This window comes from Thermosynechococcus sp. HY213 (genome assembly GCF_031460975.1).
GTDB lineage: Bacteria > Cyanobacteriota > Cyanobacteriia > Thermosynechococcales > Thermosynechococcaceae > Thermosynechococcus.
Window position 1 is genome coordinate 112,610 of sequence record NZ_JAVKVB010000012.1, and the last position, 26,883, is coordinate 139,492.

Sequence of the window (26,883 nt, forward strand, 5' to 3'; positions counted from 1 at the left end):
GATGAGGGAAACTCAACTGATCTCATTGATCCCCTGCCGTTGTCCCAAATACATAAATAGGCAAGCTTCCTATGGCAATTGGTTATTTAGCGCTGGTTTTGCATGCTCACCTCCCCTTTGTCCGCCACCCCGAGAGTGACTACGTTTTAGAAGAAGAGTGGCTCTTTGAGGCAATTACCGAAACCTATGTGCCCCTGATCTGGATGTTTGAGGGGCTAAAGCGTGACGGCGTGGACTTCAAAATCACAATGAGTATGACGCCGCCATTAATTTCAATGCTGCGGGATCCGCTACTTCAGGAACGCTACGATCAGCACTTGGCAAAACTAGAGGAACTGGCAGAACTAGAGGTAGAGCGCAATACCTACAATGGCCACATCCGCTACCTTGCCGAGCACTATGCCCAAGAATTCAACCGCGTACGGCAGACATGGGAAAACTACGATCGCGACCTCGTCAAGGCCTTTAAGCAGTTTCAAGACACCAATAACCTTGAAATCATTACCTGTGGTGCCACCCACGGCTACCTACCCCTCATGAAAATGTATCCCCAAGCGGTGTGGGCACAACTGCAAGTGGCCTGTGAGCACTATGAACAAACCTTTGGCCGCCCGCCCAAGGGCATTTGGCTGCCAGAGTGCGCCTATTACGAAGGCCTAGAGCGAATGCTGGCCGATGCGGGTTTGCGCTATTTCATTACTGATGGCCATGGTATTCTCTATGCCCGTCCGCGGCCTCGCTTTGGCACCTATGCGCCTATTTTCACCGAAACTGGGGTGGCTGCCTTTGGCCGCGATCATGAATCCTCACAGCAGGTGTGGTCGTCAGAGGTGGGCTATCCGGGGGCGCCTGAATACCGTGAGTTCTACAAGGACTTGGGGTGGGAAGCAGAGTACGAATACATCAAGCCCTACATCATGCCCAATGGCCAACGCAAAAATACGGGAATTAAGTACCACAAAATTACGGGTCGTGGCCTAGGACTGGGAGAGAAGCAGCTCTATGACCCCTACTGGGCTCGGGAAAAAGCAGCCGAGCACGCCGCCAATTTCATGTTTAACCGCGAAAATCAAATTCGCTACCTGCACCACCTAATGCAGCGTCCGCCAATTGTGGTCTCTCCCTACGATGCGGAACTTTATGGTCACTGGTGGTATGAAGGGCCTTGGTTCCTTGACTTTCTCTTCCGCAAGGTCTGGTTTGACCAAGACACCTTTGCCATGACCCACTTGGCAGACTATCTGCGCGCCCATCCCACCCAGCAGGTGTGCCGTCCGTCCCAGTCCAGTTGGGGCTACAAGGGGTTCCATGAATACTGGCTGAATGACACCAATGCTTGGATTTACCCCCACCTCCATAAGGCCGCTGAACGGATGATTGAACTGGCCAAGGGGGAGCCGTGGGATGAACTGAGTTGGCGTGCCCTCAACCAAGCGGCACGGGAATTACTCCTTGCCCAATCCTCAGACTGGGCTTTTATTATGCGGACGGGAACGATGGTACCCTATGCGGTTCGCCGCACCCGTAGCCACTTGATGCGCTTCCACAAGCTCTATGATGACATCAAGGCACAAAAAATTGATGCGGGTTGGCTGGAAAAAGTGGAAGCCATTGACAATATCTTTCCCCACATTAACTATCGGGTCTATCGCCCCTTGTAGTCGGGGCAGTGGTTAAAGAACGCCAAAGCCTTTGCGTTTCTTTTGCTTCTTGGGCTTTTTGGGAGCCTGAGCACGACCCCCTCGACCCATTGGGTTCATACCCGGCATACCCATTCCCGGAAAGCCCCCTTGACCCATCTGCTGCATCAGGGATCGCATCCGCTGGAAATCGCTGACCAACTTTGTTACATCGGCTACTTGATAACCAGAACCTTTGGCAACCCGTTCACGGCGACTGGGGGAGCTAGCGAGAAGTTCAGGATTGCGACGCTCTTCGCGGGTCATGGAGTTAATCATTGCTTCCGCCCGTTTGAGTTGTACTTCGCCCTGCTGGAGTTGCTCCGTTGAAATTTTATTCATGCCGGGGATGAGCTTCATAATTCCCGCAAGGGAACCCATATTTTTTAGTAGGCGCAGTTGCTTGAGGAAGTCATCAAAGTCAAACTGGGCTTCGAGGATTTTGCGGGACATTTTTTCGGCATCGGCCAAGTCCACTTCCTCTTGGGCTTTTTCGACAAGGGTGAGGACATCCCCCATCCCCAAGATGCGAGAGGCCAAGCGATCGGGATAGAAAGGTTGGAGAGCCTCGACTTTTTCACCAACACCAATAAACTTAATCGGTTGTCCGGAGACTTGACGCACCGAGAGAGCTGCACCGCCGCGTGTATCCCCATCCAGTTTGGTGAGAATGGCTCCCGTAATCCCCACCTGCTCATGGAAGGCACGGGTGAGGTTGGCCGCCTCTTGCCCCGTCATCGCATCTACTACTAAGAGGGTTTCGTGGGGTTGTACCGCATCTTTAATGGCCGCCAGTTCTGCCATCATCTCGGCATCAATTTGTAGGCGCCCCGCTGTGTCAATAATCACGGTATCCACACCGAGTTCCTTGGCTTTGGCCACCCCTTGGCGAGCAATTTCCACGGGGCTAACTTCTGTACCCATCTCAAACACGGGCACGTCAATTTGTTTGCCAAGGGTAATCAACTGATCAATCGCAGCGGGACGATAGACATCGGTGGCCACCAAGAGGGTGCTGCGGCGTTCTTTGCGCAGGTGCAGGGCGAGCTTTGCTGTGGCGGTGGTTTTCCCCGTTCCCTGTAAACCGGCCATGAGAATAATCGTGGGGGGTGGCTCCACGTGAGCAAGGGGACTGTGGGATTCCCCCATGACCTCAACAAGGGCATCGTAAACAATTTTGATAAATTGCTGATCGGGACGAACCCCGGCAATGACCTCAGCACCGATCGCCCGCTGACGCACATTTTCAATAAAGTCTTTAGCGACCTGGAGGTTGACATCGGCCTCTAACAGGGCACGGCGCACTTCCCTAAGAGCTTCTTGGATATTGTTTTCGGTAATTTTGTCTTGACCCCGTAGGGTTTTCCAAGCAGATTCAAGGCGTTCAGCAAGGGCGTCAAACATGGATTACAGCTCAAGGGGCAACAAGAATTTCATTGATCTTAGAGTATCTATCGTAGCAAACCGTCTTCCCCATACCGTCTTGGCTGCCGATTTAAGCAAGGGGCCGCGAGTTGCAATTTGTAGCAAAGTTAGCAGTGGTCGTCAACCGTATCCGCTAGGCTTTCACGGTAAGATAAAAACATTGGGGTTAGAGTCTTTATTTTTATCAGGTTCTATAAAGACGGCCTATTAAAGGCTCTGATCGGCGGGAGGTGTCCAATGCTTGTGATCCTCACCCAAAATCAGATTTTACCGTCACAGTCTGTGTGTCAATCCTGCTTGTTTGCTGATCGCCAAGGCAAACCCCGCTGGCAGGAGGGTCAGCTCCGTTGTGGGGCGCCTCTAGGGAGTACTGCTGAAGCGGGATGTCAACACTTTCGCTGTCAAATGGGGTTTCATTTAGTGGCGGTGTCAGATTTGCCGACTCCTCTCGAGCAAGACCATTGAGGGAAATCGCCACCAAGGAATATCAATGCTGGAATTTGAGAACTACGATCCGGAAGACTTTTACGACGAGTGGTTTCTAGCCAAAGGCCAACCACGACCTTTTATTGAACCGCTGTTACAACGGGTGCGATCGCTGCCAGCGGGAGAACTGCAACAGCGCCAAAAAACCGCCCAACAGGTGATGTTTAACATTGGCGCCACATTCACGGTCTATGGTGCTGCCGAGGGCACCGAGCGGATCATGCCCTTTGATATTCTGCCGCGGGTCATTCCCGCCCAAGAGTGGCAAGCCCTTGAACGGGGTCTCAAGCAACGGATTGCGGCGCTCAATACATTTATTGCTGATGTCTATGGTGAGCAAAAAATTATTAAGGATGGTGTCATCCCACGGGAAATCATTGAGTCGGCCAAGGGCTATCTGCGTCCCTGCCACGACCTGAAGCCGCCGGGGGGCATTTGGTGCCATATTACGGGTACCGACTTAGTGCGCGATCGCGATGGCACCTTCTATGTTCTAGAAGATAACCTGCGCTGCCCTTCGGGGGTCTCCTATGTGCTGGAAAACCGCCGCGTGATGAAAAGCACGTTTCCCCTTGTCTTCAAAGAACTGCACATTCAACCTGTGGACGAGTACCCCAGCCGTCTCCTAGAAACGCTGCTGAACCTTGCGCCCCCCGGCCTACCGGATGCGACCGTGGTGGTACTGACGCCGGGGATGTACAATTCCGCCTATTTTGAGCATTCCTTCCTTGCTCAGCAAATGGGGGTAACGCTCGTGGAAGGGCGGGATCTGGTGGTGGCTGATGGTTACCTACAAATGCGCACAACCAAGGGTCTGAAGCGCGTGGATGTGGTCTATCGCCGCATTGATGATGACTTCATTGATCCAGCGGTATTTCGTCCTGATTCGATGCTGGGGGTCAGGGGTCTGATGGAGGTTTATCGCCAAGGGCGGGTGGCGATCGCCAATGCCCTCGGAACTGGCGTGGCCGATGACAAGGTGATTTATGCCTATGTGCCGCAAATGATTCGCTATTATCTCGGTGAGGAACCCCTACTACCCAATGTGCCCACCTACCTGTGTTGGGAGCCACAACAGTTGGATCATGTGCTCAAGAACCTCGATTCCCTCGTGGTGAAATCTGCCAACGAGTCCGGCGGCTATGGCATGCTCATTGGTTGCCAAGCCACGACTGAGCAGCGGGCAGAATTTGCAGAGCGCATCAAAGCCAATCCCCGCAACTACATTGCCCAGCCCACCCTTTCGCTGTCGCGCGTGCCCACCCTGCTGGGGGATGAAATTGTCGGCTGCCATGTGGACTTACGCCCCTATATCCTGTACGGCAAGGAAATTTATGTCCATCCCGGTGGTCTGACGCGGGTGGCGATGAAGCGTGGCTCATTGGTGGTGAATTCTTCCCAAGGGGGCGGGAGCAAGGATACTTGGGTGCTTAATGATTAGAGCCGTCTTTTGGGGACAGGGGATGCTAGCGGTAAGGCACCACCTATGTTAAACAATTATTAGCTATTAGCCAACGCTGATCGGTGAACTTAGCCTAAACTTGCTGCGGTACTGAAGGAACTTAAGCACATGAATGAATTTGAGACATCCCCAACCACAGAAACTACCCATACGGAAAAGCCTATTTTTGAACCAACGCCGGCACCAGCACCCTTAGCGGAAGTAGAGTCTCAGCCAGCGCCGCCGAAAGTGGGCGGTCTCACGGATGAACAGTGGCAACAGGCTCGTGAAAAACTCTATTGGCTCCTCACGGTCTTCCCCGATCAGGTTAGTGCATTTGTGGGTGAATACAAGCAGCCCCTGCGCACCCTCCTCATCATTCTTGCCACCATTCCTTTTGTGGCACTAGCGGTTGCCATTTTGGAAGTAGTGAATGCCATTCCCCTCCTAGGGCCGACCTGTGAACTCGTAGGCTTTGGCTACACTTGTTGGTTTCTCTATCGCTATGTCCTCTTTGAGTCCGGTCGCCGTGAACTTGGCCAAAAGGTGAATGAGTATAAATCCCGTATCCTTGGGAATGAAGGCGGCAGTTCTTCTTAAGCGAGTTCATGCGCCTGCATTATCTCCAGCACGTGCCCTTTGAGACCCCTGCCTACATTGCCCAGTGGGCGATCGCCCGTGGTTTTGATTGGCAAGGCAGTCATCTCTATGCAGGCGAGCCGCTACCCGCATTGACGGAGGTGGATGCGCTGATTGTGATGGGCGGCCCTATGGGGGTACACGATGAGGCTGTTTATCCATGGTTAGGGTCTGAAAAGGCCTTTTTGCGCCAAGCGATCGCCAACGGGTTACCCATTTTCGGGATTTGTCTTGGTGCTCAGCTCTTGGCACAAGTCCTAGGGGCAGAGGTCACCCCAGCACCCACGAAGGAAATCGGCTGGTTTCCCATTGAACTGACAGCAGCCGCCCAAGCGCATCCTTGGTTTCAGGATTGGCCACCCCAACTGACGGTGCTGCATTGGCATGGGGAGATGTTTAGCCTCCCTCCGGATGCAATGCCCCTCGCCAAAAGTGCCACCTGTCCGCAACAAGGATTCTTGTGGGGCGATCGCGTTGTTGGTCTTCAGTTTCACTTAGAAGTGACCCCCGCTAGCCTTGGGGAGTTGATTCAGCACTGTCAGCATGAGCTAGTCCCCGGCCCTTACATTCAATCCGCCACAGAGATTCAAGCTCAAGCCGCGCAAACCGCACTCTTGACTCCCTATCTGGAACGTTTACTTGAGCGCTGGATTCAGTCGTGATCATTACCAGTCGGCAGAATCCCTTGGTGCGCTCGATCCGTAGGCTGCACCACCGCAAATATCGCCAAGGGCACTTGCTTTTAGAGGGGACTCATTTGCTCCAAGAGGCACTGGCAGCCGGCTATCGCTTATCGGTGGTTTGCTATACCAGCGCTTGGCAAGCAAAGCAATCGCCAACATTTTGGCAGCAGGTTGTCCATAGGAGCGATCGCACCGTTGAAGTCAGTGAAGAGGTACTGACTGCCCTCTGTACGACAACCACTCCCGATGGCGTTGTTGCTGTTGCCAACTATACACCCCTTCCTACCTTGCCACTCCAGCGTTTAGGTCTGTGCTTAGTCACGCTTCAGGATCCGGGCAACTTGGGAACGATTATTCGTACCGCTGCCGCCGTGGGTGTTGAGGGGCTATTGTTGACCCCCGATTGCGTGGACATGACCCATCCAAAAGTGTTGCGTGCCAGTGCCGGCCAGTGGTTTCGCCTACCGATGCAAACTGTTAGCGATGGTTTGGCCACTCTCAAAGCCTACCAAGCCCAAGGATGGCAAATAGTCGTCACATTACCAACCGCGCCACTGATCTATTGGCAAGCGGATTTTCGTCAACCGACCTTACTGGTCATGGGAAATGAAGGCCAAGGGTTACCCCCGGCCTACCAAGATCTCACGTTTACGGCACTGCGGATTCCTCAGGAGCCAAATGTTGAATCCCTCAATGTGGCGATCGCCACAGCAGTGCTCTTGTACGAAGTCTATCGCCAACGCTGGCTGAACTAAACCACAAAAAAGTTGAGAACGCCTACCACTAGCACTAGGGCAATCCATAGCCCAGAGCCAAGGAAAATTAACTGCTTTGAGCGATCCCAATCTTGGGGAGAGGCGTAGGCCACTGGCACACCCACCACCATCACAAAGGAGAGGATGACAAGGGCAGCAAGAGCCAGTTGAAAGAGAATCGTCATTGTTGCTAACTCCCAAATCTTATCAGCGGCAATGGTAGCGAAGCGGCTACCTCTGAACTAGCATTATCCCCCATTTGTTGACCCTAAACTAGGCTCAGAAGCGAGTTATATCGCAACTACTGCCAACCCTGAGCCAGCCACGATCGCGGATCGACGCACTCGCCATTAACGTAGAGTCCCCAATGTAAATGGGGTCCTGTGGAGGCACCCGTATTGCCAACGGTGCCAATGACTTGCCCTGCCTCAACCATTTGTCCCTCTTGGACGCGAATTTGATCGAGGTGCAGGTAAATCGTCAGCACCCCCTGCCCATGATCAATGCCGACCGTGTTGCCATGGATCAGAAACCCCTCGGATTCTCGCCCCACTAAGGCCACTCGCCCCCGCTGCGCCGCTACGACGGGTGATCCTTTAGCCCCTGCATAGTCAATGCCTCGGTGAAAATAATCCTGCGCAAAGACCCCGTTGTAGTACCGCCGTACGCCGTAGGGTGTGGTCACAGGGCCACTGTTGGGGCGGCGAAAGGCACCTTGCCAGAGTCTTTCGGGGGTGACCAGTGCCTTAAAGGCATCCACGCGATCAAATTCCAAATCCGTTCCTGAGGAGTCTTTGCCCGGTGGGAGCCAAATCCTTTGCACAGGAAAGGAGCGATCGCCCACCCACAGAAGCATATTGCGGGTTTCATTTCCTGAGCGAACCACCAATGAACGGCGGCCGGGGGTCTGGAGTGGTGTTGTGGCCACAAAGGCACGCCATTGCTGTGGCCCAATGGAAAAGACCGGCAGCGCTTTGCCCGCCACCTCGACCGTGGGCTGTTCTGAAGCGTTGACCACAATGGCCAGCGTATCTCCCAAAACAGGGCGATCGGGACTGACGGTGACCGTAATTGGAATCGTAACTTGACTACTGGCGGGCAGAATGGTGGCAGTGATAATGGCAGGTACTAGCCACGGGAAAAGGCAATCGCGCATAGCGGCAAGAAACAATGAGCCTCTAGATTGGACACGCAAAAATGCACTGGGGTTCCAAGCAGGAACGAATGAGAAAAAGCCGCCAGTAAATTTACCGACGGCTGGATGATTAAAGCATCCTTGGGCGTAATTTAACGACGGCGGGGCACTTTGGCTAAGTAATCAATATCAGCAGCACGCAACTGCTGGGCATAGCGAGTCTTGGGCGCGATCGCTGCTGCCAAATCGCGGTATTTGCGGGGGTCGCCCTCCGGTAGCCGCCGCTCTTGGAACTTGCGATCGTAGAATTTCTCCAGCGTAAACCGCCAATCGGTGGTAGTGGTGCCCACTTTGTCGCGGTATTCAAAGCCATAGCGCGGCGTCACGAGGTTAAAGGGACGTCCCTCCATCCGCTTGCGCTGGTAGGGCACCGTAAAGTCACCAAAGGCATTGGTGTATTCCTCACTGTCGAGGAGGGCATCGACAAAGCCATAGAAGCCAAGGGTGCCGATTTTAATTGACCAAGCAATTTTTTCCTCTTCGTTGTAGGCACTGCGCCCCAAGAACCGCCGCAGGCACACATCCACCAAACGGTAGTTGTCGTTCACAGCCACCACCGTATTGTAGAAGCGCTCTGATTTGGCCAGACCGCGAATGAAGTCCCGCACCGTAATCACTCGGTTCACTAATTGGGATTCCAAGGTGATTTGACGGTTAAAGGCTAAGGTGGCATGCTCACTAAACACCTGCCGATAGCAGGCCCAGATCACCTCGCGGATTTCCGGGTAGGAGGCCGCATCCTCAAGACGATAGATATAGGGGCTATCTTCGTTTTGATCGGCAATGCCAAAGGTAGCGACGCGGTGGTTTTGAGTCGTCGGCTTGTAGGCGAGTAGAGGTAAGTCCATGGATCTCTCCCAAGTCAAAGAGTGAAACAATAGCTAGCGCAGCGGAAAGGTCGCCGTCGGGTTGATCGACGCCGGTACAGTCGGGCGATCGCGCCGCGTGGTATCGGGGATTTGCACATTGGCCGTGGACACTGGCTTGAATTGCACAGGTGTCACCTTGACTGATCGTGCCATCTCCAAGAAATTGCGAATGTCGCCCCACTTGTAGCGACTGTTCTCTAACTTATCGCGCCAGTAGTCACCATAGCGAGGGGTCACCAGATTAAAGGGGCGATCTTTATAGCGACGACGCTGGTAGGGCACGGTGTTATCGCCAAAGTTTTGCGTATATTCGTCACTATCCACAAGGGTATCCACAAAGTTCTGCCAACCGTCGGTGGCAATGCGAATGGACCACGCCAGTTCCTCATCTTTGTTGTAAGGGGCACGCCCAAGGAGCCGCTTCAGGGCAATTTCCACCAAGCGATAGTTGGAGTTCGTCTCCACCACCAAGCGACGGAATGTCTCCGATTTGGCCAAGCCGCGAATAAAATCCCGTACCGAAATGGCACGACTGGCTAGTTGGGACTCCAACTGGGGCTGGCGGGTACTCTTGAGGACGACGTGCTCACTGAAGACTTGGCGATAGGCCGCCCAAATCAGTTCGTCAATATCCGACTGATCCACTGCATCCTCAAGGGAATAGCGCCAAGGGGTGTCTTCATTGGGCACTTCATAGCCCGGTACCCGCTGATTTTGGGAACTAGGGGCATAGCTCAGCAAGGGAATCGTCATGGCTTACACCTTTGGTTGAGAGGGCAAATAACGATAGGGCAACGCAACGGGCACAGGTTTGACCGGTGTCGGCGGTAGATCCCGCTCTTGGGCGGTGTTGGGAACCGTCACCAAACTGGAGGTGGCCCGTGCCACATGGCGTTGAGTATCGAGGGTAGGCACCACAATTGAACGCGCCATAGAGAGGAAGTTGGCTGGAATCGCGCCGCGGATAATTTGCTTGTCCAGTGGCCCTGCGGTGTAGTAGCGCACTTGATAGTAAGAACGACCACTGAGGGACATTTCCTTGTTGCGCCAGTAGTCGCTGTAGCGGGGATTAACGAGGTTAAAAGGACGCGCCATGCGCCGCCGCCGTTGGTAGGGGACAATATCGGCACCAAAGTTTTGCTGGTACTCATCGCTGTCCACCAAGGCATCAATAAATCCTTCTAGGCCACGGGTGGCTAGAATAATCGACCAAGCAATCTGCTCCTGCTGGCCATAGGTGGGGCGGCCAAGGAATCGCTTGAAGGAGACATCCACGAGGCGGTAATTGGAATTGACGGCTGCCACTTGCTCGCGATAGACCTCGGACTTACCCAAGCCACGGATAAAATCCTGTACGGAAATGGCACGATTGCGCAGTTGGGATTCTAGGAAGGGCTGACGGTAGGAGTCCAAAATCAGGTGCTCGCTGAAAATTTGGCGATAGGCTGCCCAAATCAGGGCATCCACGTCTGCGGCATCGGTGGCATCGGTGAGGCGGTAGATGACGGGATCATCCTCGGCGGGGACTTCATAACTGACCACCCGCTGGTCAAGGGTTCTGGGCTTCACAGCCAGCAAGGGTAACGACATAACTTTCCAATCCTTTTAGGTGTGCATGGACAGAGAGTCCCTCTGGAGGGCAAGTTGACAACGGGAACGCACAACAATGTCGGGGTCGCGATCGCTCAAATGATTGAGGAGGAAACGCACCGCTTCCCGAAGGGCGCGAGCAGCCGCCTGCTGATGCAGATGATCGAGGGCAACACCCACGGCATAGCGAACCGCCCAATCCGCTGCTTCACTGTTGCGTTGAAGAACTGTGAGTGCTTCCCTTAATTGAGCCTCTCTTGCCGTCTCTTCAGGGATTAACTGCCAGCGGAGCGTTCCTAAGGCCTTTGTGGCGGCGCGGCGAACACTGGGGGCAAAATCCGACTGCGCGGCAGCCAATAAGACCCGTAGGGCGGCAGGATGACCAATACTCCCCAAAACTCGCACCCCATAGGCACGGGCACCATAGTTGTATCCATCCAACTGTGCCAACAGCGGCTCCACAACCGCATCCCCAAGGGCAATGAGGCCTGCCACAGCGGCTTGGGCAGCAGCGGGGTTGTTGTACCCCAAAACCGCAATCAGCGTGGGAATAGCAGCGGTGTCTTTTTGCTGGGCAAGCTGAACCACCGCCTCGCATAGGGCAGGAGCAGAGGTGGCGGTCTCAACGGCATGGATATAGGTATGGAGATCACTCACAGCAGTTGATCCAATCCTTGAAAGAGGGAGAGGGTCTGTTCGGCTGGGGCGGCCTGCCGCAGTTGCTGGCTGAGGATGCCGTGGAGGGCAATGAGCTTGAAGCTCGCTTCAACACCCGCCTGCAAAATAGCCTCTGCTGCGGGTAGATAGCCCATCGCTCCCAAATCCAGAAGCGCTGTCCGTCGCAGTTGCACATCCTCACTGTTGAGAGCCGCTAGCAGGCGATCGCCATACTCGGCCGCTCCCGTGAGCTGAAAAAGTGCCCGCGCAGCGGCAAATTGGACTCGCGGCATTTCATGAGCCAAGAATGGCTCAATCAGGGCAATGGCTTCAGTGGCACCAAGGTGACCCAAGCTTTCAATCACGGCTTCCACTGGCTGCACCAGATGCGGGCGACCGGGGACGAGCCGCGCCATTGCCACACCCCCTTCTAGGAGCGATTGCAGGGGCGCGATCGCTTGAGGGTCTCCCAACTGACCAAGAGCAATGGCCGCCGCCTCACGGACATAAAAATCCTCGCAGCGCAAGCACTCAATTAATGCCGGTACGGCTTGGCGATCGCCCAACTTGCCCAAGGCACGGGCGGCATTCCGCCGCAGAGGGTAACCCCCCAATTCTGTGCGATCGGCCTCATCGGCCAAAGCAGCAATCAAGGCGGCCACAATCGCCTGCCGCTCCGCTGCCGTTGCTGTTTCTAGGCCAAACTTCCCCAGCCACCACGCCGCATAGTAGCGGAGACTGGTATCCGTCCCCTGAAGCTGCGCCAGCATTTGGGGAACCGTCAGTTGTACCGGTTCAGAGACCGCCGTCATTCCCTCTCCAGACATCAGCCAATTAGGAGGCGACCACGGGGGTAATGGAAACGATTTTGCCCCCCATGCGGGTAATGCGCTGCATCTCTTCATTCATGCGGTTGTAGGGCACCGTAATAAAGGTGCTACCGCTGCGCCGAATCGGAAACCCCATTTTGTCAGTTTCTTCGTTTTGACGCAGACCCACAACCTCGTAGCGGAAAACGCGAGCGCCGGAGGGGCTAAGGGCAGCACTTCCAGACGCAGTTTGACCAAACATGACACCTGACTCCCAATCTCAAAAGGACGCTAAACAAACATTCCTAGGCAGGATTGACACTGACAATGCGAGCACCCGTGCGCTGAAGCTGCTGCATTTTGCTCGACAGTTGCTCATAGGGCACCAAGAAGGCGGTACTGCTGCGGCGCACCCCCGGATAGCCCGGTTGGCGAATGCCCGCCACTTCAATGCGATAGACGCGGCCACTTTCACCAAAGGAACCACCCAAGCAAGCCCGTGGGGGAACATCGGCACTGGGGGTGTAGTAGGCAAAGGCCGTATCGCTACTCGAAGGCGGCACCACCGTATTGGGACTGTTGGTGGCCAGATCCCGCGCTAAACGGGACATGCTGCCTTCTGCTTGGGCGCGATCGCTATTGGCATAGCCACGATAGAGACGGAACATGCGGTTAAAGCCCACTGTTTTCTGACCCGGCTGGCTATTAAAGCCACGGTAATAGGGCACGACCCAATCCCCAAAGCTATCGGTGTATTCGGGGGAATCAATGTAGGAGTCAATGTCGGCATCAAAGCCCTCATTTTCGTAGAGATCCAAATGGAAGATTACTTCCGACTCGTCGTAGGGTGCCCGCCCCAACAAATGCTTATAGTTCAGTTCAATGACACGGGTTTGAAAATTGCCGTAGAGAAACTTCTCTTTGTATAGTTCCGACTTGGCCACTGCGCGCACAAACTCCCGCACGGTAATTTTGCCATTGCGCAACAGTGACTCCGCACTCACCAAACGCTCCGATGCCATGACATAGTCATTGCCCAAGACCTGACGGTAAACGGCACGGATGACAGTCTCTAGATCTTCCTCGCTCCAGTTGGCACGCAGCTCCACCCGCGGAGCATCACTGAAGGCGGAGGTACCCAAGCGCGAAGCAGCAGCAGTAATAGCCACGGTACAAACTCCTAAATATCGAGGGTACAAACAAGCCCGGTGCTGTAAACAAAGGGTCAGCCCAACGCCGACAACATCTGCTTACCTCACCGGGCAACGAAGGGAAACGCCTATTAGCTGAGGGCGTTAATGGCGTAGTCGATGTAGGCGTTGGCTTCCACCGCAGCTTGGCCCGTCAAGCCATGATTGGCTTTGATGTATTTCAGAGCTTCCACATACCAGCTTGGGGAGAGATCAAACGTGCTGTTGATTTCAGACAAGCCAGCGATGAGGTACTCATCCATCGGACCAGTGCCACCGGCAACGAGGCAGTAGGTCACCATCCGCAGGTAGTAGCCGATGTCACGGGCGCACTTGGCTTTGCCTTCGGGGGTCGAGGCATATTGAGAGCCTTGCATGGTGGTGGTGTAGGGGAATTTTTGGTACACCGCTTGGGCTGCGCCGTCAATCAGGCTCTGAGCATTGTTGGTCAGGGCGCGAGCAGCTTCCATGCTGGCCACAGCGCGCTTGAAGCGACCGTCAACCGCTTGCAGCTCGGTGTTGCTAAGGAAACGACCTTGGGTATCAGCGGCGGCAATAGCTTCAGTAATCGGCGTTTTCATGGATAAAATATCTCCCTAAAAAATGTGCGTGTTCAGAACGGTCAAAGTTACAAGACGGTAGCTGTGTCTTAGGCAACAGCGGCAGCGGCACGATCAAAGTAGCCAGCAATCTCAGACATCAGGGCGCTGCAATCGCCAGGAGTGATGCCATTGGGATCATTGGCGATCGCGATCGCGGCATCTTTCATTTTTTGGATAGCCACAGCCACGGAGGAGCCGGGGGTACCAAGGGCTTGGTAGGTTTCCCGCAGACCGTTCAAGCAGCGATCATCGAGCACGCTGGAGTCACCGGCCAAAATGGCGTAGGTCACATAGCGCAAGATGATTTCCATGTCGCGCAGGCAAGCAGCCATACGACGGTTGGTGTAAGCATTCCCACCGGGTTGGATCAGTTGGGGTTGCTCTGCAAAGAGGGCACGAGCAGCGTTAGCAACGATCGTGGAGGCATTGCTGGTGATGCGGTTGACGGCATCCAGACGCTTGTTGCCTTCTTTCACCAAGTTGGACAGGGCATCGAACTGGGCGTTGGTGAGGAATTCACCGCGGGCATCGGCCTGAGCGACAACTTTGGCAAATGCATCTAGCATGGATCAATTCTCCTTAAAGGTTGTTAAAGAAGTTAGAACTTCTTGACATTCCTGCCCCTAGCGGGATTGCAGGATTTTTATGGTGTTTTTGTGTCAACCCATAAAGGCTGTGTCAAGCAACCTTAGAGCGACCAAGCTGATCCTTGGTGTGGATATGTCAGGTCACGAACACCACAGTGGTGGGTGCCGGAAAGGTCGAATAACAGCCTGTGTTTCCCTAGGTGAGGTCAACAACCGTGCTGTTAAACCCTTCAGGTATTTCTTATACAATGCGGTGGGAAACCTGTTTCGCCGTAGTTATTAATTTGTAAAATACTTTTGTGAGATAAATTAAGCTTCCCGCGATCGCCATAAAATTGGTGCGATTTGTCCTAAGTTTTTCCTAAGTTTCGTGAAGTTTCTTTAACATTATTCTCAGGAAGTTACGATCCACATGAGTGAACCGTTGCAATTTAGCTTATTTGACACCCTCGCCCCCACCGAGGCCGAATCCCCGCCACCGACGCCTCTCGATGCTGCTACCTATGATCAAATTCCGCTGCGCGCTGAGGTGCCTATTCCCGCCGGTACCTACCGCGACTTGGAGGCGCTTGCGGCGCATTGTCAGCAGTGTCAACGCTGTGGCTTAGCGGCCACCCGTACCCATGTGGTGGTCAGCCGTGGTAATCCCGCCGCCAAGCTGATGATTATTGGTGAAGGACCGGGTCAAGCGGAGGATGAAACGGGTCGCCCCTTTGTTGGCAAGGCAGGGCAGCTCCTCGATAAAATTCTGGCTTCGGTCAATCTCGATAGTGAACGGGATGCCTATATCTGCAACATTGTGAAGTGCCGCCCTCCCGGCAATCGCGTCCCTGAACCCGCTGAAACAGCAGCCTGCCTGCCCTATCTGTTAGAGCAGATTCGCTTGGTCAATCCCCGCATTATTCTACTGGCGGGGGCAACGGCTGTGCGCGGCTTGCTCCAAGATCAGCGGGGGATTACAAAAATTCGCGGTCAGTGGATTGAATGGCAGGGACGCTGGTGTATGCCGATTTTTCATCCTGCTTATCTGTTGCGAAATAACTCGCGGGAGCCGGGCAGTCCCAAGTGGCTAACGTGGCAGGATATGCAAGCCGTGCGCGATCGCCTGCGCCAACTCGATGCTTAGATTACTCCTGACGGTGGGGATGTTCCTGCAAATAGCGTAGCCAAAGCTCCGAAAGTTCCCGCGCCTGTTGCTCCTTTTCGCCAACAATGTGGTACATTCGCCGCGGCCGACCGCGACCTTCCACCTTCTTCCAATAACCATCAATAATTCCCTCATCCTCGAGAAATTTGAGGGCGCTGTAAAGAACCGTATCGGAAAGGCGGTAAAGAGGATATTCGTTTTCAATAGCTTGAATCAGCGCCGTGCCATAGGAGTCCCCCTTTTCCACAAGGGTATAGAGCACATAGCACACCGCAACTTCCTTGCTCAGGTAAACGGGCGGTGGCTGGCGGAAAAAGGTGTAGATATCTTCCAGTTTCATAACCTTATCCTCAGCAATGGGCTACTGCTGATCCATTGACTCCCCAAAATTCCTCAGATCATGGAAGCGTCTGAATTCAACTCTGTTGCTCCAAACGATAGAAAACACAAATACTCCCCCCTTAATATCAGCACTTGCCTCTAGCCTTATATAGCGCATGAAAGTCACTAAGTATTTATCACTACCAAGACTACAATATTGTTTTACAACCCTTTCCTGAAATATAGGAGAAACAGTCTTCTCCCCTGTCGGCTTTCACGATTTTAAGCGTCTGCCGTCCTTGTAAAAAGGGCTGTACTTCTGATTTTAGGAAGTTTGAGAGAAAAGTGTTCCTTGCATCATAATTCCGCAGTTGGCAAAAATCAAGTCATTGACCTGTTGTAAATTGATTTCAAGGGTGATCAGCAGCAAAATTTCTTAACAAAAATTCACGATAAATCTGCCAGCGGCGGCCATTGTGGACCAGCAGTGTGAGGTGGGATACCCAACAGCGAGCCGCAAAGGATTGTGCTTGAAAGTCTGCCCAAGCGTGGCGAAAGTTGTCCTTGGTTAAATCACGAAAGGCGATCGTCATGTGGGGGGTAAAGGCATGGCGTTGCGTAGGGGGGAGGTGCAGGGGCTTCGCTACCGCTTTGACGAGATCTGCTTGTAGTGTCTTGAGGGCTGGGGTGGGTGCCACGTGAATATAAATGACTCGTGGGGGAAAGGCGGCAAAGCCATCGAGGATCAACTCCACTGGAGCGGCTTGCTCGGAAAAAGTTTCTAGAGCTTGCTCCAGATTTACGACCGCTGCATCTGGCCACCAAAAGGGGGGATAGAGGGTAACGTGGGGGGGAGAGCGCAGTGCCGCTTGGCTTTGGTAGCGATCGCAACAATACTGCTTGAGGCGGGTGACTTCCGCCTGAATGTCAGCATTGGGCAACAAAGCAATAAAGTAATGCCGCCGGTTCATTAGCGCTGTGCCACAACGGTCCAATGGCGATCGGAGGTGAGGGTGGCTTGCCACTGCTGCGGCGGCTGCGGCAAGGTTTTGAACAGATCCCCCATTTCCGTTAAGGTCAGTGCCGCATGGAGCGAATCGGCAAACAGTTGCCGTTGCTGGGGCGGGTCTTGACCCGCATATTGCTCAACCAAGGCTTGCAGTTCGGCCAATGTTTCTGGGCGATAAAGGTCACGGATAAACAACGTCCCTTGGGGACGCAGCACCCGCAGCATTTCGCCAAGGGCAGGCCGCGGATCCGCTAGGTGATGGATCAAGCTATTACTGATCACAACATCAAAACTCGCGTCGGCAAAGGGCAAGGCTTTGGCATCCCCTTGAATAAAGTTTAATTGCGGACTGTGGTGGCGGGCGATCGCCAGCATGGCTGGACTGAGGTCAATCCCTGTTAGTTGCCAATGGGGATAGCGTTGATGCAGCATTTGCAGAATCCGCCCGTTTCCTGTACCCACATCTAAAACTTTTAGAGGTTGCTCAACACTGGCTAAGACTGCGGCTAAATCTTCACAGAAGGCGGCATTAACAGCAGTAAAATCCATGGCGTCATAGGCGGCAGCCGTTTCTGGCGTCTCCATGACCTCAGGTTCAAGAATGCGTTGCAGCGGCATAGGCTATAGACCCGTCGCCGATCGCCCCTGCTTGGGTAAGCGCACAAACACAAAGTAGCTCAGATAGAGCATATAGATGACAAGGGCAACGGCGGCAAAGAAGCCAAGGGTACCGGCGCGGGCTTGGGCATGGAAAATATCTTTGAACATCAGGGGTGGCTCGAGCCAGACTTGGCAACTGGGGGTCTGAACGGCACCAGCGACAAACGCACAGGGCAAATAAAAGGCCTGACCAATGGCGGCAAGGATACAGTAGAGCGTGATTGCCCAGCGCCAGCTACTAAAGACCTGACCAATCAAATCTTGGCGATCGCTAATTTCCTCATTGAGATCCACCCAAAACCAGAGGCTAATGGGAATCAGCACCAAGGCCATAAATCCGGTGACGTAGGCCACTGGCCACTGCGGCATCATCAGGTACACCGTAATCGCCAATAGACTGGCCACCCGCCAATAGATAATCAGCAGTTGGGTAATCGCTGGCACATTTTTAACCGTTGACCACAGCAACAGGATCAAGGGAATAATTACAGTAAAGAGCACCGCAAGGCGGTAGTCCATCCACACGAGCGATCGCAGAAGTTCCAAGGACATGGCAGGCCACAGACCCAAGTGCAACGGTTCTATTATTAGGGATCGCCTTCCCAAGGCACAAGGCTAGAGCGATCGCACTCGCTCATACCAACGCATCAGAATGGCTGCTAACTTTTGCGAATCATGGCGCACGGTTGGCGTGGATTCGTCCATCACATCCGCAAGGATTAGTCGACAGTTTTGACGGGTCAGGGCTTCCCGATCAATAGCCACAGCGGTACTTCCCTGCTGCCCATAGCGTTCAAGGTGAGCGGCACTGGGGGGGTATTTTTGCACCAGCACCGCATCAAACAGGCGATCGCCCGTGACCGCATCAAGGGCACGCACATGATCACTCACAGCATAGCCATCGGTTTCCCCCGGCTGCGTCATAATGTTGCAGACGTAAACACAGGGGCACTGCCGCTCCGCTAGGGCTTGGGCAATCTCAGGCACTAAAAGATTGGGAATGATACTCGTGTAGAGACTGCCGGGGCCAAGGATAATGTAGTCGGCCTCATGAAGGGCTTGAATGGCGCGGGGCAGGGCTTTGGGGGCTGGGGGCGAGCAACCAATTTCGACAATTTTGCCGCGGGCGGCTGTAATGTTGGACTCCCCATGAATGAGGCGACCATCGGCAAGGCGTGCCCAAAGGGTCATATCTGTTAGGGTGGCTGGCAACACTTGACCACGAATGGCCAAGACCGCTGAACTGGTGGCGATCGCTCGCTCCAGATCCCCCGTGATATTTGTCATCGCCGTCAGAAACAAATTGCCAAAACTGTGCCCTGCTAAGCCATCCCCCGCTTCAAAGCGATATTGAAACAGTTCAGTGACGATTTTCTCCTCATCGGCAAGAGCCGCCAAGCAGTTGCGAATATCCCCCGGTGGCAACACCCCAATTTCCCGCCGCAGTCGTCCGGATGAGCCGCCATCATCGGCCATCGTCACAATGGCAGTGATATTGGAACTATAGAGCTTGAGTCCCCGCAAGAGGGTGGAGAGACCAGTTCCCCCCCCAATAGCAACAATTCTTGGCCCCCTGCCTAGCCGCCGATGGATGAGCAGCCGCTCCACCAAGGCCTTGTCGTCTTCTGGCAACAGGACTTCCGTAATCGAGCCAAGGGTCCGGGCATAGCCCCAAGCAATCAGTGCCAACCCCCCAAGCAGCAGTAAAGGGCCACTGATGTAGCTGGGCACAAAACGGGCAATACTTTGAACAAACTGCTCTAGAAATTGCAGGAAGTAAAAAATGGGGGTGAGGTTGATGCTAATGGCAAAGCCCAGACTAGCCAGCAAAACGCCAACTGCACTAATTAGGAGCCATCGTTTCACCAGTAGCCCAGGGAGCAACCATTGGGACCACAAACGGATTTTACGACGGGCTGGCCGTAGCTTCGCTGAGAGTGGTTGAGCCTTATTCGCTCTCCTCATCCGCACCAATACCCAAATAGGTTTTGCTCAGATAGCGGGCTAGGCGCTGCAGAGGATTGGCCACTTGTTTTTTGTGTTCGGCATGATTACTGTTAATGGGAACACCTAAAATCCCGGAAAATTCATCATCGCTAATTTCCCCTGCTTGGTGCTGAGCAAAGGAATCAACCACTTGAATGAGTTCATCGGTGGAAAATTCAAAACCATGTTGACTGGCAAAATCCACCACCTTAGGCGCCATCTCTCCTCGCAGGGCAGCGAGTTCCTCAGCATCTAGTTCGGCAGCGCCGCTGATATTGCCATCCCCTACCCCCAGAAGGTTCTCCAGTTCATCTCGTAGTTGGGTATCTTCAGCGGTCTTTTGCATGAACGCTAACACCTGTGCCGTCGCCATAGGCTTCCTTCCTTCGGTCAGTAAATTTTCTGCACGAACCGATTGGATTATAGCATTCTCTGTTGAGAGTATTTTTAGGCAACAGTTCTTAAGAAGGGCACCTCAACCACTTGAGCAATGATGCCCTCTGGGGTGTGCAAGGTTAACCCGGCACCGCCCACTTTGGTGCGCACATAGCCTAGACCAAAGGCACCCCCATTTAGGGGCGTACAACTGGTGAGCAGACCCACTTTTTCCCCTTCCAAAAGTAGGGGAGTTGGGGCGGAAACAACGGCACTCAATTCCAGTCCCCAGAGATGTTGTTTGACCCCTTGGTAGGTGTTGAGGCGGGCGATCGTCTCTTGGCCAATGTAGCAGCCCTTATTGAAAGAAATCGTATGCCCCAGTCGGGCTTCGAGGGGGTTATAGTCTTCGGTGAGTTCAGCGTCGGCAGCGGGTCGCCCTTGGCGGATGCGTAGGTGTTCCCAGTCGGTATCATTCAGTTGGAGATGGGCATTGAGGAGATCTGTGAGGGGGCGATCGCTCCAAAGGGTCAAGCCCGGAATCGCTAAGCCACTGGTGGCAGCAATGGTTATGGGAGCGTTTTCGTAGGTGAGAGTCACATGAGCGTAGGGCTGGGAAAACGGTTGCAGACCCAATTGGTCAGCGATCTGATCCGAAACGGCACCGAACACTCGGTAGCAGTAACTGTCAGAAGTGCGATCGCTCACCTGCACATCGTCGCCAAAGAAGATGTACTTATCGAGCCATTTCAAGAGAAACTCGCGGCGCTGCGGTGACACCAGTAGATCCACCCACTCCATATGAACAAGTAGGGTGACAAGATCAAGGGTGCGTGCCGTCGAGGTCAGAAAAACCGTATCTGCCCCTTGGCCGGGTTGCAAGACAAGACAGTTATTGGAGCTTTGATTGTGCAAAAACTTTAGGCGATCGCCCCCCCTGAGGCGTAGGCGCCCCCAATGACTGCAATCATAGACTGCACCACTGGCAGAGACTGTTTCCAGTAGATCCGTCATTCTTTTACTCCTAAGAGAAGCAAGTCCCGCTCAAGGAGCGATCGCACCCCTGCAAGATTGAAGCCCGGTTGCTCAGCTAATAACTCAGCCACGTTTTTTTGACCCGTCGCAGCCGCCAAGAATTGCTGCTCAGCCTGATTGAGCTGAATCACATCATAGTGACAGTTAAAGACACAGACCCCCGGCCAACCGTCTAAGCAGGGGTGTCGCCACGGAATAGCCACCAGCAAAGCCGCATCCTCAGACCAATCGTGACGGGGCAGCGGCGGCTTGGCCAAAAAGAACTCAAAGTGGGTCATTGCCTCAGGGTCAAGGCATTCAATGAGTTGATATTGCTGGATCGGATCTAAGTGCTGTGCGCGGTGCAACAGTTCTGGCTGGCTGCCCAATAGCCGCTCCAACCGCCAAACTTGAGGGTTAGAAAAGCCGACGAATTCTAGGCTAGAGGCAGCAATGAGGTCAAAGAGGCTGGCGATCGTGTAGTCAATTTCTTGGGGATGCACGTACATGTCGGCAAAGCATTCATCCCGCTGATTTTCGAGGCTCCAGCGCTCCTGCTCACGCTTTTTCAGGCGATTGTTCTGGGGCAATGCGGCAAAGAGTTGCCGTCCAATGGCCACCCCCTCGCGATAGTTGTGGCGATCGCTCCCCTGAAGTAAGGCAATGGCCTGCTGCATCAGTTTAATTTCCCAGCGACCGTAGGCTCCATAAACAAAGATGTGCAAAATGCCGCCGGGAGCAAGAACATCGGCGAGAGCTTGAATGCCCCGCTGCGGATCCGGCAGATGGTGCAGCACGCCCACACAGTTAATCATCTGGAACCTTTGCCCCAGTTGTGCCACATCCTCTAGGCTCAGGTGGTGAAATTCGACATTGGTGGCGCCCGATCGCCGGCAGCGCTCGCGGGCAATCTCCAAAGCACCCTCACTGAGATCCAACGCAGTAATCTTTGCCTGCGGATTCAAATGGGCGAGATATTCCGTTCCTACACCAGTGCCACAGCCAGCATCGAGAATGGCAACGTCCAACTGGGAGGGATAGCGTCCTGTGCAAAAGCTATAGGCCGCCGGCCAAGACCAGCGCCAGTTGTACCCCGGTGGTGGCTCATCAAGGAGCGGTTCCGGCGGAAAAGGATAGGTATTGTACAGTTGCCGCACAGCAGCAGTAATCTCAGCCGCCGAGGTCATGATGGTTCCCCTTGAGATAAGCGTCGTAATAATTCTCGGGTGGTTGCCTCTGGGTCAGCCGCATCCATAATGGCGCGGACAACGGCCACCTGAGTCGCCCCGGCCTTGACCACCTCATCAATATTACTGAGATCAATGCCGCCAATGGCAAACTGCGGCATCGGGGCGTGTTTGCGGGCGTATTGGAGATAGTCAAAGCCCACAGCCGCTTTACCCGGTTTGGTAGGAGTCGCAAAAATCGGCCCAACACCCACATAATCGGCACCTTCAGCAATGGCACGCTCCAGTTCTTGGGGATTGGTGGTCGAGCGTCCCACGAGGCGATCGCGCCCTAAAATTTGCCGAGCCAGTTCCATGGGAATATCCGTCTGTCCGAGGTGGACACCATCGGCATTGGCACCCACGGCAATATCCACGCGATCGTTGACCAAAAACAGGGCGCCGTAGCGTTGGCAGAGCGCTTGTAACTGGCGAGCCGTGGTTAGACGGGTGTGATCATCACTGGTTTTGTCGCGATATTGCACAAGGGGCAGTCCCCCCTTCAAAGCAGCTTCGACGGTTTCCAGCAGGCGATCGCTGGGGGCAGTCACCAGATAGAGCTTTGCCCCTTGCAGGCGTTGCGCTCGAGCGTGGCGCGGGTTGAGGATCAGGGCTTGCTCGAGAATGTAAACGCGATAGCGGAGGGCTTTGGCGGTGTCACTCAGCTCAGTATCGGTTAATTTCGCGTACTCCTCAATCACTCGTAGCGCTTCTTGGACACGGGCAAAGTTAGCGGTGAGCACCTCGCTGAGGGTCTGGCGATCGCGCTCCTGCGGATGACGCAAAGCAGTCCCCGGATCCTGATCCGTTTGTCGTGCCGCCCGCAACTCTGGGGTATGGTAGCGGCCAAGGGTTTGGCGCAAATCTTTACATTCTGCACTCAGGGCAGCATCTTCGCGGCCAAAGCGGCACCATTCCTCAATCACCCGCAGACCTTCGCGGGCACGGTCAAGGTTGGCATCGAGAATCCGCCGGATGCGTTGCCCCTCAAATCCGGGAGCTAAATTTTGCATAGCACGTCCGATCCCCACAGAAAAGAATCAACACAGTTCTGTTCACCGTTCATCGGCATTGTTGATAGCGTAATGAAGTTTTTGATGAGCCGTTTCAGCATTCACTCCCAGCCGTGGTTGAGTCACCTATGTTTGATCCTAGTGGGTTGGGGGACGCCCGTATTGGCGGCAGAACCGATTCCCATCCCCGTGCCACCGCCAGAGGTCAATACCGTCATCCCGATTCCTGTGCCTGCCCCAGAGGTGAGTACGGCGCCAATTCCCACCCCACCGCCGCAGCAGCTTGACAACTCCCTCGAACGATTGCCGGTGCCTAGTGACCCGATTCCGATGGGATTTGTGGGTCGCGATCGCGCGATGAATCAATTGCCGCCCCCACCAGACATTTCTGATGCAAACTTGGCAACACTCGCTCCCGTAGCCCCCAGAACGCGGTTTCGAGTCATTGTTTTGGATTTGCGGGAGGATGATCTAGCCAATCAAGAACGCCTGCGATCGCTCGTTCCCGAAGTGATACCCATTACCCTTGGCCAGCGCCGCGCCCTACAAGTGGGCAGTTTCCAAAACGAGGCCAATGCCAACGAAATGCGTGCCTTTATGGAGGTCAATGGCTTCCGCGCTGAGATTCAACGTCTGCCCTAAACAACCTCAATTGGCTCAGGAACGACGCGAAGAGGCCTAAAGAGTGCCCGCTTTTTCGGCAGTGAAGTGAACCCCCTGCCCAAGCAATCAATTTTTCATAGACTTAGAGGATTAGGAGCAAATCGCCACAGGAGTTGAGTTGCTAAAACATTCTGAGGATACAACCGTTCCCAAAGACAATAGCAATATCAACAGGATAGATGAGCAAGACCGCGCCTTTCATGACTGGTATCGGTTTGTGCTCTCTTATCCGCCCCATCTTGTGAGGGACTACATAGAAGACTTTGGCTTGAATGCAGAGAGTGTCATCCTCGACCCTTTTTGCGGCACAGGCACAACGCTGGTTGAGTCGAAGCTGCGTGGAATCCCCTCATTGGGTACCGAAGCCAATCCATTTGCCCATTTTGCGACGTGTGTTAAGACGGATTGGGATGTTGATCCGGATTTACTCTACCGTCACTCCTGTGAGATCGCAGAATTTGCCCTTGACATCCTGCGGCAGCAAGGGATAGGGGACTCGGTGCCTTTTGAGGGGAATATTGCGGATCTACCGTTACGCCAACTCTCGCCAGAACAACATAAACTCATCCTTACGGGGTCGATCAGCCCGATTCCCTTGCACAAGGTCTTGGTACTCCTTGACTGCTTAGAGAAATACAGAATAGAACAGGTCTATCGGCATCAACTGCTGGCGATCGCCAACATACTGGTTTTTGCCGTGAGTAATTTGCGCTTTGGCCCTGAAGTGGGTGTTGGCAAGCCTAAAGTTGATACACCAGTGATTAGTGCTTGGCTCGCCAAAATTGATGAAATGGTGGAGGATTTGCGGCAGGTCAAAAATCAAAATGATGCCCCTGCCCACGTCTATCTGGCGGATGCAAGATGTCCTGACCGAGTATTGCCGCCGCAGTCCGTTGATGCGGTGATCACCTCACCCCCGTATCCCAATGAAAAGGACTACACCAGAACAACCCGCCTCGAATCGGTGGTCTTGGGCTTTATCAAAACCAAGGCGGATTTACAAGCTTTCAAGAAGGGTCTGATCCGTTCCAACACGCGCAATGTGTACAAAACCGATGACGACGATCAGTGGATTCAAAACCATCCTGCAATTCAGGAGATAGCAGCTGAAATTGAACGCCGCAGAATTGAGCTGGGTAAAACGTCTGGCTTTGAGAGACGCTACAGCAGGGTAACAAAGCTCTATTTTGGTGGCATGGCGCGTCACTTGGCTGCCCTGCGATCGCGCTTGCGTCCCAATGCTCAATTGGCCTACGTCGTGGGTGATCAAGCCTCCTATTTGCGGGTGATGATTCGCACAGGTCAGTTATTGGCTGACATTGCCCAAGCCCTTGGCTATGAGGTTGTGCGCACAGATCTCTTCCGAACACGGTTTGCCAGCGCCACGAAGGAGCAACTGCGCGAAGAAGTGGTGATCCTACGCTGGAAAGGATAGTCGAGTCAGTCCAGATGGGCTGTACCTTAAGAATTACTGTAAAATAAGGCATCAACTGGCAGTACACCCACCCTATGGTTACCTCTTGGGCGAAATGGTCATTGCCGCGACTTCAACGGCACTCAACTCCGCTGCGCCAAAGGCGATTGCCCAAAGGGCACGCGACGCGATCGCAACGACTGCGCTGGAAATCTTTTGTGTTTAATCTGCTGTCTGAGCGTCTTTTGCTGGTCATCGGCGGATTGGGGGCAGGTCTTCTCCTGTGGCAAACCGATGGCCCCCTGATGGTGGCCACCCTGAGTGGCGTGGGTACGATTTTTCTCCTCAGTCGCTGGCAACGCCGACTGTTGACGCTATGGCAAGACCTGCGCCAACAGATGTCTCAATGGCTACACCATCCCTTCGCCTTTACGGTGGTCGGGGGTTTGCTGGCCTGTTTGGGTACCTATACCCTTCTGCATTTGGGTCAACACACCGCAGATCCATGGCTCGTGGTGGCGCTTGTGATCCTCGGCATCCTTTTAGTGGCCGTCATTGCCCTGCTTGGGACGCTCATGGGGCAACTGCAACAGCAGCATCAGACCCAACAGGTGTTCCAATGGTTTGCTGACCTCACCCATCCGCAACCGCTGCATCGGCTAGTGGCTATTCGCCAATTAGCTCGCATCTCTAAGGGGGCAGAGCGTCGCCAAGTGCAGGAAGCCCTATATCTGCTACTGGGACAGGAAACGGATGCAATCGTTCGCCGTGCTGCCCTTGAGGTGCTCGATCATCTTGATGATGCCGCCTGAGTCCCTCAATTGGCTGGAGCGATGGTGCTTGGCTCGGTTGATTCGAGCGATTGCTAGTGTCATTGGGGTTGAGCCACAGCGATTCGACTACGTTGGCTTTGTTGAAATCACACGGCAAGTGAAGCAGGGGCGATCGCCCGCGCAGCAGCAGGCTATCGTGGCCACCGTCTTTGATCGGTTAGTTCCCCCCTTTATCAGCACCTTGGTACGCACACTCTTTCGCCCGACTCGCTGGGTTTGTGAGTGGAATGCGTGGTTTGCCACCCGCCTCACGGGCTGGTTAGTGGGAGCCAGCGATCGCTACTGGGTCGAGGTCATTCCCCCCAATCAACCCCGCCAATGGCAACACAGTGGCGTGCGCATTCAAAAATGCCGCTATCTTGCTGAATCTCAATGCGTGGCTCTGTGCATGAACCTGTGCAAAAAGCCCACGGAGCAATTCTTTCGGCAGCGATTTGGCATTCCCTTGACGATGACGCCCAACTTTAGCGACTACAGTTGCGAAATGGTTTTTGGTACCCCTGCCCAGCCGATTCCTGAGCCAACCATTCCCCACTGTTGGGACGATCCGAGTCAGACCCCCTGCCCCCACATTTAAGACCATTCTCTTGGCGAATCATTTTTGGCGATTGACAA

The 26,883-nt window shown here is 54.1% G+C and carries 32 protein-coding genes; 11 read left to right on the top strand and 21 right to left on the bottom strand.

Annotated features, from left to right (window positions below; genetic code table 11):
* The first annotated feature begins 71 nt into the window (after positions 1 to 71).
* Positions 72 to 1,661, top strand: a complete 1,590-nt coding sequence (locus tag RHK62_RS08190) for a glycoside hydrolase family 57 protein (RefSeq protein WP_310453560.1) — start codon at positions 72 to 74, stop codon at positions 1,659 to 1,661.
* A gap of 12 nt (positions 1,662 to 1,673) precedes the next feature.
* Here RHK62_RS08190 and ffh read toward each other — a convergent pair whose 3' ends face one another.
* Entirely contained in the window at positions 1,674 to 3,083 is a 1,410-nt protein-coding gene (gene ffh, locus RHK62_RS08195; RefSeq protein ID WP_302676361.1) for a signal recognition particle protein, read from the bottom strand.
* A gap of 258 nt (positions 3,084 to 3,341) precedes the next feature.
* Between ffh and RHK62_RS08200 the strand changes: the two genes are divergently transcribed.
* From RHK62_RS08200 to RHK62_RS08220, 5 genes are all read left to right on the top strand, one after another.
* Positions 3,342 to 3,569, top strand: a complete 228-nt coding sequence (locus tag RHK62_RS08200) for a hypothetical protein (protein WP_206199549.1) — start codon at positions 3,342 to 3,344, stop codon at positions 3,567 to 3,569.
* 25 nt (positions 3,570 to 3,594) lie between these two features.
* Positions 3,595 to 5,031 carry a circularly permuted type 2 ATP-grasp protein gene (locus RHK62_RS08205; RefSeq protein ID WP_399363684.1) on the top strand — a complete coding sequence of 479 codons (1,437 nt, stop codon included), beginning with the start codon at positions 3,595 to 3,597 and terminating at the stop codon, positions 5,029 to 5,031.
* Between the two features lie 129 nt (positions 5,032 to 5,160).
* Positions 5,161 to 5,631 carry a CAAD domain-containing protein gene (locus RHK62_RS08210; protein WP_302676360.1) on the top strand — a complete coding sequence of 157 codons (471 nt, stop codon included), beginning with the start codon at positions 5,161 to 5,163 and terminating at the stop codon, positions 5,629 to 5,631.
* A gap of 8 nt (positions 5,632 to 5,639) precedes the next feature.
* Positions 5,640 to 6,332 carry a type 1 glutamine amidotransferase gene (locus RHK62_RS08215; protein WP_206199551.1) on the top strand — a complete coding sequence of 231 codons (693 nt, stop codon included), beginning with the start codon at positions 5,640 to 5,642 and terminating at the stop codon, positions 6,330 to 6,332.
* Positions 6,332 to 7,108 (top strand): RNA methyltransferase, encoded by a 777-nt coding sequence (locus RHK62_RS08220; RefSeq protein WP_315862923.1) that lies wholly within the window; start codon positions 6,332 to 6,334, stop codon positions 7,106 to 7,108. Before RHK62_RS08215 ends, RHK62_RS08220 begins: the two co-directional genes overlap by 1 nt.
* Here RHK62_RS08220 and psbZ read toward each other — a convergent pair.
* The 11 genes from psbZ to RHK62_RS08275 all read right to left on the bottom strand — a co-directional run bounded on the left by psbZ (position 7,105) and on the right by RHK62_RS08275 (position 14,586).
* On the bottom strand, positions 7,105 to 7,293 hold the full coding sequence (gene psbZ / locus RHK62_RS08225; RefSeq protein WP_181496775.1) for a photosystem II reaction center protein PsbZ: 189 nt from the start codon (positions 7,291 to 7,293) through the stop codon (positions 7,105 to 7,107). The two genes, RHK62_RS08220 and psbZ, sit on opposite strands and share 4 nt — an antisense overlap.
* 116 nt (positions 7,294 to 7,409) lie before the next feature.
* Positions 7,410 to 8,264 carry a M23 family metallopeptidase gene (locus tag RHK62_RS08230; RefSeq protein WP_310453561.1) on the bottom strand — a complete coding sequence of 285 codons (855 nt, stop codon included), beginning with the start codon at positions 8,262 to 8,264 and terminating at the stop codon, positions 7,410 to 7,412.
* Between the two features lie 131 nt (positions 8,265 to 8,395).
* Positions 8,396 to 9,151 carry a phycobilisome rod-core linker polypeptide gene (locus RHK62_RS08235; RefSeq protein WP_206199553.1) on the bottom strand — a complete coding sequence of 252 codons (756 nt, stop codon included), beginning with the start codon at positions 9,149 to 9,151 and terminating at the stop codon, positions 8,396 to 8,398.
* A 33-nt stretch (positions 9,152 to 9,184) separates the two neighbouring features.
* Positions 9,185 to 9,925: a phycobilisome rod-core linker polypeptide gene (locus RHK62_RS08240; protein ID WP_302677893.1), complete on the bottom strand. Its 741-nt coding sequence runs from the start codon at positions 9,923 to 9,925 to the stop codon at positions 9,185 to 9,187.
* 3 nt (positions 9,926 to 9,928) lie between these two features.
* Complete coding sequence (locus RHK62_RS08245) at positions 9,929 to 10,762, bottom strand: phycobilisome rod-core linker polypeptide (protein WP_206199555.1); 834 nt, start codon at positions 10,760 to 10,762, stop codon at positions 9,929 to 9,931.
* Positions 10,763 to 10,777: 15 nt separating this feature from the next.
* On the bottom strand, positions 10,778 to 11,419 hold the full coding sequence (locus tag RHK62_RS08250; RefSeq protein WP_302676356.1) for a HEAT repeat domain-containing protein: 642 nt from the start codon (positions 11,417 to 11,419) through the stop codon (positions 10,778 to 10,780).
* A complete protein-coding gene (locus RHK62_RS08255; RefSeq protein WP_315862881.1) occupies positions 11,416 to 12,246 on the bottom strand; it encodes a HEAT repeat domain-containing protein in 831 nt (276 codons plus the stop codon). Before RHK62_RS08255 ends, RHK62_RS08250 begins: the two co-directional genes overlap by 4 nt.
* Positions 12,247 to 12,253: 7 nt before the next feature.
* Positions 12,254 to 12,490: a phycobilisome linker polypeptide gene (locus tag RHK62_RS08260; protein WP_149818199.1), complete on the bottom strand. Its 237-nt coding sequence runs from the start codon at positions 12,488 to 12,490 to the stop codon at positions 12,254 to 12,256.
* Between the two features lie 43 nt (positions 12,491 to 12,533).
* Entirely contained in the window at positions 12,534 to 13,397 is an 864-nt protein-coding gene (locus RHK62_RS08265; protein WP_149818201.1) for a phycobilisome linker polypeptide, read from the bottom strand.
* A 113-nt stretch (positions 13,398 to 13,510) separates the two neighbouring features.
* Entirely contained in the window at positions 13,511 to 13,999 is a 489-nt protein-coding gene (cpcA, locus tag RHK62_RS08270; protein WP_149818203.1) for a phycocyanin subunit alpha, read from the bottom strand.
* 68 nt (positions 14,000 to 14,067) lie between these two features.
* Positions 14,068 to 14,586, bottom strand: coding sequence for a phycocyanin subunit beta (locus RHK62_RS08275; protein WP_011057792.1), 519 nt, complete (start codon positions 14,584 to 14,586; stop codon positions 14,068 to 14,070).
* A gap of 433 nt (positions 14,587 to 15,019) precedes the next feature.
* Between RHK62_RS08275 and RHK62_RS08280 the strand changes: the two genes are divergently transcribed.
* On the top strand, positions 15,020 to 15,733 hold the full coding sequence (locus RHK62_RS08280) for a uracil-DNA glycosylase family protein (RefSeq protein ID WP_206199557.1): 714 nt from the start codon (positions 15,020 to 15,022) through the stop codon (positions 15,731 to 15,733).
* Between the two features lies 1 nt (position 15,734).
* Here the strand turns inward: RHK62_RS08280 and RHK62_RS08285 are convergent, their stop codons facing one another.
* The 9 genes from RHK62_RS08285 to RHK62_RS08325 form a co-directional block, all read right to left on the bottom strand.
* A complete protein-coding gene (locus RHK62_RS08285; protein ID WP_149818207.1) occupies positions 15,735 to 16,094 on the bottom strand; it encodes a PadR family transcriptional regulator in 360 nt (119 codons plus the stop codon).
* 391 nt (positions 16,095 to 16,485) lie between these two features.
* On the bottom strand, positions 16,486 to 17,046 hold the full coding sequence (locus RHK62_RS08290) for a 2'-5' RNA ligase family protein (RefSeq protein WP_302677896.1): 561 nt from the start codon (positions 17,044 to 17,046) through the stop codon (positions 16,486 to 16,488).
* Entirely contained in the window at positions 17,046 to 17,702 is a 657-nt protein-coding gene (locus RHK62_RS08295) for a class I SAM-dependent methyltransferase (protein ID WP_286649878.1), read from the bottom strand. The genes RHK62_RS08290 and RHK62_RS08295 overlap by 1 nt, the downstream gene beginning before the upstream one ends.
* Before the next feature lie 3 nt (positions 17,703 to 17,705).
* Positions 17,706 to 18,296, bottom strand: coding sequence for a DUF3177 family protein (locus RHK62_RS08300; RefSeq protein WP_206199560.1), 591 nt, complete (start codon positions 18,294 to 18,296; stop codon positions 17,706 to 17,708).
* 63 nt (positions 18,297 to 18,359) lie between these two features.
* On the bottom strand, positions 18,360 to 19,709 hold the full coding sequence (locus RHK62_RS08305; RefSeq protein WP_315863385.1) for a YvcK family protein: 1,350 nt from the start codon (positions 19,707 to 19,709) through the stop codon (positions 18,360 to 18,362).
* Entirely contained in the window at positions 19,693 to 20,103 is a 411-nt protein-coding gene (locus RHK62_RS08310; protein WP_286626602.1) for a hypothetical protein, read from the bottom strand. The genes RHK62_RS08305 and RHK62_RS08310 overlap by 17 nt, the downstream gene beginning before the upstream one ends.
* 74 nt (positions 20,104 to 20,177) lie before the next feature.
* Positions 20,178 to 21,119, bottom strand: a complete 942-nt coding sequence (locus tag RHK62_RS08315; protein ID WP_310453562.1) for a folate-binding protein — start codon at positions 21,117 to 21,119, stop codon at positions 20,178 to 20,180.
* Entirely contained in the window at positions 21,116 to 22,306 is a 1,191-nt protein-coding gene (locus RHK62_RS08320; RefSeq protein WP_310453563.1) for a class I SAM-dependent methyltransferase, read from the bottom strand. The genes RHK62_RS08315 and RHK62_RS08320 overlap by 4 nt, the downstream gene beginning before the upstream one ends.
* Positions 22,303 to 23,358: a thiamine phosphate synthase gene (locus RHK62_RS08325; RefSeq protein WP_286626605.1), complete on the bottom strand. Its 1,056-nt coding sequence runs from the start codon at positions 23,356 to 23,358 to the stop codon at positions 22,303 to 22,305. The genes RHK62_RS08320 and RHK62_RS08325 overlap by 4 nt, the downstream gene beginning before the upstream one ends.
* Before the next feature lie 84 nt (positions 23,359 to 23,442).
* Between RHK62_RS08325 and RHK62_RS08330 the strand changes: the two genes are divergently transcribed.
* From RHK62_RS08330 to RHK62_RS08345, 4 genes are all read left to right on the top strand, one after another.
* Entirely contained in the window at positions 23,443 to 24,000 is a 558-nt protein-coding gene (locus tag RHK62_RS08330; RefSeq protein ID WP_310453564.1) for a hypothetical protein, read from the top strand.
* Between the two features lie 139 nt (positions 24,001 to 24,139).
* Complete coding sequence (locus tag RHK62_RS08335) at positions 24,140 to 25,456, top strand: DNA methyltransferase (protein WP_302676346.1); 1,317 nt, start codon at positions 24,140 to 24,142, stop codon at positions 25,454 to 25,456.
* Positions 25,457 to 25,530: 74 nt separating this feature from the next.
* Positions 25,531 to 26,247 (top strand): hypothetical protein, encoded by a 717-nt coding sequence (locus tag RHK62_RS08340; protein WP_310453565.1) that lies wholly within the window; start codon positions 25,531 to 25,533, stop codon positions 26,245 to 26,247.
* Complete coding sequence (locus tag RHK62_RS08345) at positions 26,234 to 26,845, top strand: DUF4033 domain-containing protein (RefSeq protein WP_302677903.1); 612 nt, start codon at positions 26,234 to 26,236, stop codon at positions 26,843 to 26,845. Before RHK62_RS08340 ends, RHK62_RS08345 begins: the two co-directional genes overlap by 14 nt.
* The last annotated feature ends 38 nt before the right edge of the window (positions 26,846 to 26,883 follow it).

Excerpts from the sequence above, each read along its gene's own strand:
- RHK62_RS08190 (WP_310453560.1), top strand. The coding sequence starts at position 72 with ATGGCAATTGGTTATTTAGCGCTGGTTTTGCATGCTCACCTCCCCTTT.
- ffh (WP_302676361.1), bottom strand. The coding sequence starts at position 3,083 with ATGTTTGACGCCCTTGCTGAACGCCTTGAATCTGCTTGGAAAACCCTA.
- RHK62_RS08200 (WP_206199549.1), top strand. The coding sequence starts at position 3,342 with ATGCTTGTGATCCTCACCCAAAATCAGATTTTACCGTCACAGTCTGTG.
- RHK62_RS08205 (WP_399363684.1), top strand. The coding sequence starts at position 3,595 with ATGCTGGAATTTGAGAACTACGATCCGGAAGACTTTTACGACGAGTGG.
- RHK62_RS08210 (WP_302676360.1), top strand. The coding sequence starts at position 5,161 with ATGAATGAATTTGAGACATCCCCAACCACAGAAACTACCCATACGGAA.
- RHK62_RS08215 (WP_206199551.1), top strand. The coding sequence starts at position 5,640 with ATGCGCCTGCATTATCTCCAGCACGTGCCCTTTGAGACCCCTGCCTAC.
- psbZ (WP_181496775.1), bottom strand. The coding sequence starts at position 7,293 with ATGACGATTCTCTTTCAACTGGCTCTTGCTGCCCTTGTCATCCTCTCC.
- RHK62_RS08230 (WP_310453561.1), bottom strand. The coding sequence starts at position 8,264 with ATGCGCGATTGCCTTTTCCCGTGGCTAGTACCTGCCATTATCACTGCC.
- RHK62_RS08235 (WP_206199553.1), bottom strand. The coding sequence starts at position 9,151 with ATGGACTTACCTCTACTCGCCTACAAGCCGACGACTCAAAACCACCGC.
- RHK62_RS08240 (WP_302677893.1), bottom strand. The coding sequence starts at position 9,925 with ATGACGATTCCCTTGCTGAGCTATGCCCCTAGTTCCCAAAATCAGCGG.
- RHK62_RS08245 (WP_206199555.1), bottom strand. The coding sequence starts at position 10,762 with ATGTCGTTACCCTTGCTGGCTGTGAAGCCCAGAACCCTTGACCAGCGG.
- RHK62_RS08255 (WP_315862881.1), bottom strand. The coding sequence starts at position 12,246 with ATGTCTGGAGAGGGAATGACGGCGGTCTCTGAACCGGTACAACTGACG.
- RHK62_RS08260 (WP_149818199.1), bottom strand. The coding sequence starts at position 12,490 with ATGTTTGGTCAAACTGCGTCTGGAAGTGCTGCCCTTAGCCCCTCCGGC.
- cpcA (WP_149818203.1), bottom strand. The coding sequence starts at position 13,999 with ATGAAAACGCCGATTACTGAAGCTATTGCCGCCGCTGATACCCAAGGT.
- RHK62_RS08275 (WP_011057792.1), bottom strand. The coding sequence starts at position 14,586 with ATGCTAGATGCATTTGCCAAAGTTGTCGCTCAGGCCGATGCCCGCGGT.
- RHK62_RS08280 (WP_206199557.1), top strand. The coding sequence starts at position 15,020 with ATGAGTGAACCGTTGCAATTTAGCTTATTTGACACCCTCGCCCCCACC.
- RHK62_RS08285 (WP_149818207.1), bottom strand. The coding sequence starts at position 16,094 with ATGAAACTGGAAGATATCTACACCTTTTTCCGCCAGCCACCGCCCGTT.
- RHK62_RS08290 (WP_302677896.1), bottom strand. The coding sequence starts at position 17,046 with ATGAACCGGCGGCATTACTTTATTGCTTTGTTGCCCAATGCTGACATT.
- RHK62_RS08295 (WP_286649878.1), bottom strand. The coding sequence starts at position 17,702 with ATGCCGCTGCAACGCATTCTTGAACCTGAGGTCATGGAGACGCCAGAA.
- RHK62_RS08300 (WP_206199560.1), bottom strand. The coding sequence starts at position 18,296 with ATGTCCTTGGAACTTCTGCGATCGCTCGTGTGGATGGACTACCGCCTT.
- RHK62_RS08305 (WP_315863385.1), bottom strand. The coding sequence starts at position 19,709 with ATGAGGAGAGCGAATAAGGCTCAACCACTCTCAGCGAAGCTACGGCCA.
- RHK62_RS08310 (WP_286626602.1), bottom strand. The coding sequence starts at position 20,103 with ATGGCGACGGCACAGGTGTTAGCGTTCATGCAAAAGACCGCTGAAGAT.
- RHK62_RS08315 (WP_310453562.1), bottom strand. The coding sequence starts at position 21,119 with ATGACGGATCTACTGGAAACAGTCTCTGCCAGTGGTGCAGTCTATGAT.
- RHK62_RS08320 (WP_310453563.1), bottom strand. The coding sequence starts at position 22,306 with ATGACCTCGGCGGCTGAGATTACTGCTGCTGTGCGGCAACTGTACAAT.
- RHK62_RS08325 (WP_286626605.1), bottom strand. The coding sequence starts at position 23,358 with ATGCAAAATTTAGCTCCCGGATTTGAGGGGCAACGCATCCGGCGGATT.
- RHK62_RS08330 (WP_310453564.1), top strand. The coding sequence starts at position 23,443 with ATGAGCCGTTTCAGCATTCACTCCCAGCCGTGGTTGAGTCACCTATGT.
- RHK62_RS08340 (WP_310453565.1), top strand. The coding sequence starts at position 25,531 with ATGGTTACCTCTTGGGCGAAATGGTCATTGCCGCGACTTCAACGGCAC.
- RHK62_RS08345 (WP_302677903.1), top strand. The coding sequence starts at position 26,234 with ATGATGCCGCCTGAGTCCCTCAATTGGCTGGAGCGATGGTGCTTGGCT.